Annotated in this window: 6 protein-coding genes; 2 read left to right on the top strand and 4 right to left on the bottom strand. The window is 56.5% G+C overall.

The annotated features are described in order from the left end of the window. Window positions 1-259, top strand: a 259-nt coding sequence (locus tag ABD906_RS10105) for a hypothetical protein (RefSeq protein WP_345099291.1), incomplete at its 5' end; no start/stop codon positions are given. Window positions 260-419: 160 nt separating this feature from the next. Here the strand turns inward: ABD906_RS10105 and ABD906_RS10100 are convergent. The 4 genes from ABD906_RS10100 to ABD906_RS10085 form a co-directional block, all read right to left on the bottom strand. Then, a complete protein-coding gene (locus ABD906_RS10100) occupies window positions 420-2,066 on the bottom strand; it encodes a thiamine pyrophosphate-binding protein (RefSeq protein ID WP_345099290.1) in 1,647 nt (548 codons plus the stop codon). A 42-nt stretch (window positions 2,067-2,108) separates the two neighbouring features. After that, window positions 2,109-2,783, bottom strand: a complete 675-nt coding sequence (locus ABD906_RS10095; protein WP_345099289.1) for an isochorismatase family protein — start codon at window positions 2,781-2,783, stop codon at window positions 2,109-2,111. 67 nt (window positions 2,784-2,850) lie between these two features. Next, entirely contained in the window at window positions 2,851-3,723 is an 873-nt protein-coding gene (locus ABD906_RS10090) for an isocitrate lyase/PEP mutase family protein (RefSeq protein WP_345099288.1), read from the bottom strand. A gap of 18 nt (window positions 3,724-3,741) precedes the next feature. Beyond that, on the bottom strand, window positions 3,742-4,431 hold the full coding sequence (locus ABD906_RS10085; RefSeq protein WP_345099287.1) for a GntR family transcriptional regulator: 690 nt from the start codon (window positions 4,429-4,431) through the stop codon (window positions 3,742-3,744). Between the two features lie 105 nt (window positions 4,432-4,536). Between ABD906_RS10085 and ABD906_RS10080 the strand changes: the two genes are divergently transcribed. Continuing rightward, window positions 4,537-5,910: a dihydroorotase gene (locus ABD906_RS10080; protein ID WP_345099286.1), complete on the top strand. Its 1,374-nt coding sequence runs from the start codon at window positions 4,537-4,539 to the stop codon at window positions 5,908-5,910. The last annotated feature ends 102 nt before the right edge of the window (window positions 5,911-6,012 follow it).

The following is a 6,012-nucleotide window of genomic DNA, read 5'->3' as shown; positions in this document are numbered from 1 at the left end:
TCATCCCGGCATTCGCGCGGGCGGCCCTGCAACCCCAACCAGCGATGCCGCCCGCGCTGGCGCCACGACCATCATTGCACTAACAATCAAATTGGACCCGTCCGTCGGGGCCGATCACTTAAGGGCACGGGTTACGGTCTCGACGGGTTGTCCTTCAGCCAAATATTTTCTTGACGCCACCGTCCAAAACGCTGACCTTGGGGTGACGCAAACTTTGGAAGACCCACTAGAGCCATTCAGCCTTTTATTGAAACGCTGAATTGCTCCAAGCTTTTGTTTTCCCGCAATTCCGGATGGAAAACCGGTTTCCACTTTTCCTGGAATTGCTCTAGAGTCGCGACGCCCATCAGCCGGCAAGCCGGTCATAGATCACAACATGGGTATCTGGCTGGATACCTAGGTATAGTTTGCTTTATTGACTATAGTGGATGCAGAACCTTCCGGCTTGCTACAGCACGACGCATCATTGGTGAGACCACTTGATCAGAGATGTGGAGATCCCAGACCTCTGCCCCATCATGTGCCTGAAAGGCCTCAACGGCGTCAGCAAACTGCGATACGTCGGTGATCACCCGTCCCCGGATTCCAAATCCGCGAGCCACGGAGCCAAGATCACCGCGTCCGAACACTGCTCCCGCATCACTGATGCCATCCTTTCGCATTTTGTGAATCTCTGGGCCGTAGGCGCCATCGTTGAGAACGCAGACGAGAATCCGCAGGTTGTGACGCCGGATCGTTTCTAGTTCCTGCACGTGCATAAGGAAACTGCCGTCCCCATCGATGACGGCGATGGTGTCACTGGGGCGAGCAGCAGCTACACCCGCAGCATAACACAGACCATTACCTATCGCTCCAAACTCTCGAATTGTGACGAACGATCCGGGATTGCGGCCGCGCATGTGGGCGGAAAAGGCCGCGCTGTGACCGGTGCCGTTGACCAGTACCCAGTGTTTCGGAAGGACGCGGTCGAGTTCCGCAATGGCGTCGCGCGGATCCATCAGCCCGTCCGACGGCCTAAATGGATGCGAATCCGCCGGTTCACGTGCGATGCGGTCTGCAAGCTGCTCGGTGCGGTTTACCCTTTCGCGGGGGTTCCCCTTAAGACGGTCGAGGACGGCTTCAAGCGCGAGCGCTGCATCACTGCGGATCAGGAGGTCACCTGTCTTCAGCGAATCCCTAATACCAGCCGGATCCACGTCGATCACGGCAACTCTAGCGTTGGGAAACAGCTTGCCCCCATCCTGGGTGTGGTAATTGAGGCTCGCGCCGAGCGCGATGATAAGATCGCATTCGTTGAATTGCTCACGCGCCAGCGCGGTAGAATAACCTCCGGCGATACCCAAGCTAAACGGATCGTCATCGAACAGGCCGCGGGCAGGCAATGTGGTGGCAAGTAGGCCGTCAATGGCGTCGGCGAGGCAGCGCGCAAGCGCGGCACTACGCGCGTTTACGGCGCCCCGCCCCCCAATGATGATCGGTTTACGGGCTGCCTCAATCAGGCAAAGAAGCTCTTCAACCTGGCTTGGATGAGGTGCAAGCGGTGGTAATTTCGGAATGAAGTCGGTCGATGGCCGGTACACTTCCCTGCCGGGAAACTCATGCAGCTGGATGTCATAGGGTACGCCGATGACGACTGGACGACGTTCCGTTCGGGCAATGTAGAAGGCTTCCCGGACGTATTCCTGCATGCGAACCACACTGTGGGCGTGGATATAGTGTGCGCCGGTGGCAGTGACGATCGGGGCCTGTTCTATGCGTTGCCCGTACCAAGACTTATCGATTGGACTCTCACCGGCGAAAACAACGACTGGGATCTTGGCGTAGGTGGCGGTCACAAGCGCCGTTGAAAGTTGTGTAACGCCTGGCCCGCAGGTGACCGATGCCACACCTGGTTTGCCACTTGCCACCGAATAGGCGCTGGCCATGGCCAGGGCGGCATGCTCGTGACGCACAAGATAGGTACGCGCATCCGCTTTTTCAGAGAGATAAGTGGCGAAGTGCATGTTGCCATCGCCCATCAAGGTAAAACTTACGTCTACACCTTCAGCGAAGAAGGCATCAGCCATTGCCTCATATACAAGCACTTTGCCATCCCCTTGCCCGTGAGATTATGCCGTTGCAAGCTTGCTGATAAGCTCGTCAGCAAGTGCCACCTCGGCGTACTTGGAGGCCAAATCGAACAGATTTACAGCATGCGACACTTCCGAGCGGTCGTACACGCCGTCGCTTGCGACACCCACGCGAAAATTGTAGGAAAAGCCGTCGACGACCGTTCCGCGTACACAACCACTCGTGCTGCAGCCGGTGACAATGAGCGTATCGACGCCAAGATCCACCAAGTAGCTGACAAGCGGGGTGCCAAAGAATGCACTCGGGTGTCGCTTTGGCAGGAGAAGGTCTTCCGGGCGCGGAGCAATCTCTTCTACGAAATCATATCCCTTTTGGGGTACGCCCATGATGCCAGGCGACTTTTCGGCAAGTCGACCATAGTCATGCACAGTTTTGGGAGCAACATATGGGTATATGACAGGTAGCTTGTTCTCGCGGAAGTATGAAAGAAGCTTGGCAATGTTCGGAATTGCCTTCCAGGCAACCTCACCGCAACTGGTCTGGAACTCTTTCACAGCCTCCTCGAAGGGCATAGGTCGCGTTCCCACGGTGCGATATTGCACGTCGATGATCAAGAGCGCTGGCTTCTTGCCGAGCGGCGCAGAGCCCCCGAAACCTGCAAGAGCATAACGTTCGAGATCAGACGCGGGAATGATTTTGTCCCAAGGTTTCATGAAACTCCTCCACTTTCACGTGCGGCCAGGCTGTTCTTAGCCTAATGCTGAGGGGTGTACGTTGCGATTAGTCGAAAGCATAGCGCTGCTCGAGCGCGTCAATGTCTGGTTTGCAAACAAGACGTTGACGTTCCTGGAATGTCGCCACAAGACCGCTTGACTCGTCGAGTTGCCCGGTTCTCTTCAGATGCCGAAGTGCACTCTGCATACCAAGTATTGCGCCCTGCAACGCCGCGTTGGCGTAGAGCACTAGGCCAACACCCGCGGCCTTGAGGTGCTCAAGGCTCATTGGTGGCGTTTTTCCGCCGATCACGATATTTGCCATTTGGGGTACCGGAAGACGCCGACAAATTTCCGCGAAATCTTCAGACCGGCTCGGGGCTTCCACAAAGGTTACATCGGCGCCAGCTTCGATGAAGCGCTCTGCTCTCTCAATGGCAGCTTCAAGACCCTGCTCTGCATATACATCGGTCCGCGCGATAATCAGGCAATCCTCGGACCGGCGTGCATCGGTGGCGGCCCTGATCTTCTGAACCATCTCGGCGGTACTTACAACACTTTTTCCGTCAAAATGGCCGCACCGTTTGGGCATCGATTGATCTTCGAGCTGGACAGCATTGGCCCCAGTGCTCTCAAGCATGCGGATCGTGTGATAGACATTCACCGCATTGCCAAAACCAGTGTCAGCATCCACGATTAGCGGAAGCGCAGTCACTTCACGGATTGCAGCCAGGTGCAGGCACAGCTGCGTCAGGTCGATAAGGCCGACGTCCGGTTTCCCCAGGCTTGCGTTTGTGATGCCTGCACCGGTGAGATAGAGCGCTTCGAACCCTTCGTCATCCGCAATGCGCGCGGAGAGCGCATTCATCACACCGGGGACAAGAAGCGCACGCCTTTCATTCAGCGCAGTCCTTAGTATTGAGCCAGGGGTTTGGGTCACTATGGTTTCCTCTTGGAGTTAGGCATCTGGAGGAGAACCGGCAATGTCCACCGCCTCCTGGATTGATAGCCGGGCATGCTGCAAGTGTTCACGCATTAAGCGCTCCGCGGCCTCGCCATCGCGCCGCTCTAGCGCCTCCAGAATGCTGATATGTTCTTCGAATGCGGCCTTCGCTCGGCCTGGCTTAATGCTCGACCGGTAGCGAAAGAATCGTAGTACCTGATACAGATCGCCCAGCAGCGTCTCGATCAGCCGTGCTTGCCGACTGCCCTTGATGATCTGGAAATGAAAATCCTGGTCACCTGGAGATTGGTAGTATCCGGTACCGGACTTGACATCCTCATGTGCGGAGTGGTCGAAAAGGACATCACGGAGACGCTTCAGTTCTTTGTCCGTCAGGCGCTCCGCCGCGAGGCGGCAGGCGAGACCTTCGAGCACTTCCCGGATCGTGTAGAGATCAATGATCTCATCCACGGTGGGGTTCGCAACATGGACCCCAACGTTGGGAATGCGCACGAGCAGTCCCCGCCCCTCGAGGCGGCGTATCGCCTCGCGTAGCGGACCTCGGCTGATACCAAGTTGCCGGGCCAGGACGGCTTCCTGGATACGTGCACCTGGTTTAATGTCTCCACGGATGATGAGCTCGGTCAGCCTTTCGAGGGCTCGATCGCTCAACGAGGGACTTTTTTCAAGTGCTGCGACTTCCATGAAAACCTCCTGTTGTGTAGGTAATCCGTGATGAGTAATCTGTCAACAATTGACACCTTGCTGTACGCACTGGTGAATGGAGGTCAGTAATGGAGGGTTGGCACTATGGCATCGAAAAAATTGATGATTTCGGGAGGGCGGGTAGTCCGGTCGTCGGGAGTGGAATTGCTCGACATTGTCATCGAAGATGGCCGCATAGCTGACCTTGTGTCGCCCAACACTGTATCTACCGACATCGAGCGTTTTGATGCTTCCGGTCTCGCAATTCTTCCTGGTGCCATAGATGCGCATATACACTTGGGTCATGGCAAGGATATAGCCCGTCCGCGCGAGGTATCGGATGCCGAAACAGAGACCGCAGCGGCCGCGCGTGGCGGTGTGACCACCGTTATCTCCTATATCATGAGCTCCCGGCCCCATGAAGACGACTTCGAGGAAATTGTCGAGGTCACAAGGGATGGCGCCCGTACCGACTTCGGTTTCCATTTCGTGATCGCAACCCAGGCTCAATTGGAAGCTGTCCCCCGTTACATAAAGGAGTTTGGTGTCCCGACCGCCAAGTTGTTCATGAACATCCGCGGAAACGAGGGCGATCGGCTAGGCCTACCGCCCATCGACGATGGGTTCAGCTTTGCCTTGCTTGAACAGTTGGCAACCCATGGAGGCATGCTCTGTCCTCACCCCGAGAACATGGAAATTGCTTGGTTCCTCGCGGACCGTATCAAGTCTAGCGGCAGGGCGGATCTTAGGGCATGGAATGACGCTCGCCCCGGTTTCATTGAAGCAGAGGCAATTAGACGGATCGCTTATCTCGCACAGGTGGCGGGCGCTCCTGTCTACTGCGTCCACACATCCTCGCAGCCAGCTCTCGAACAGGCCCTCAAGGCGCGGGAGGAAGGGATTAACATTTACATCGAGACCTGCAACCACTATCTCACCCACGACGTCGATGATGAGATCGGTGTCGTTGGCAAGATCAATCCTCCTTTGCGGACAGCCGCCGACAGGGAAACGCTCTGGGGAGCCATCGCAAGTGGGGGGATCGATACGCTCGCAAGCGATCACATCCACAGGAAGATTGATTCTAAGAACGGAGACATCTGGTCGGCATCCCCCGGCTGCCCTGGATTGGACACTTTTCTCCAGGTCCCGTTGTCAGAAGGATACCATAAGCGCGGCATTCCACTGGAAAAGATCGCGGAACTGACTGCAGAAAAACCCGCAAAGTTGATGGGCTTGGCTAAGAAGGGGCGGATTGCCAAGGGCATGGACGCGGATCTAGCGTTCGTGAACCTTCAGGCATCCGAGACGATTGGCAAGGCGAGTATCCAGAGCGATTGCGGCTATTCCATCTACGAAGGACGCGAACTGAAGGGCACCGTCGACCACACGATGGTTCGTGGCCGGTTTGTCTGGAAAGATCGCGCTCTGGTCGCCGATAGCGCGGGTCATGGCGAGTACCAGTTCCGTAAGCTCTAGAGCCATTCAGCTTTTCTCGGAACCATAGCCGGCGTTTCGGAAATAGTTTGTACATTCCGCTGGCTGGATGGAGGAGACGAGGTGGCCAACGTGCCGCCATGT

The sequence above is a fragment of the Chelativorans composti genome (assembly GCF_039541695.1).
In the GTDB taxonomy this organism is placed as follows: domain Bacteria; phylum Pseudomonadota; class Alphaproteobacteria; order Rhizobiales; family Rhizobiaceae; genus Chelativorans; species Chelativorans composti.
This window is presented reverse-complemented; position numbering and strand designations above follow the sequence as displayed.

What these genes read in the sequence shown, in the direction of transcription:
- ABD906_RS10085 (WP_345099287.1), bottom strand. Translation starts at nt 4,431, where the DNA reads ATGGAAGTCGCAGCACTTGAAAAAAGTCCCTCGTTGAGCGATCGAGCC.
- ABD906_RS10080 (WP_345099286.1), top strand. Translation starts at nt 4,537, where the DNA reads ATGGCATCGAAAAAATTGATGATTTCGGGAGGGCGGGTAGTCCGGTCG.
- ABD906_RS10100 (WP_345099290.1), bottom strand. Translation starts at nt 2,066, where the DNA reads ATGGCTGATGCCTTCTTCGCTGAAGGTGTAGACGTAAGTTTTACCTTG.
- ABD906_RS10095 (WP_345099289.1), bottom strand. Translation starts at nt 2,783, where the DNA reads ATGAAACCTTGGGACAAAATCATTCCCGCGTCTGATCTCGAACGTTAT.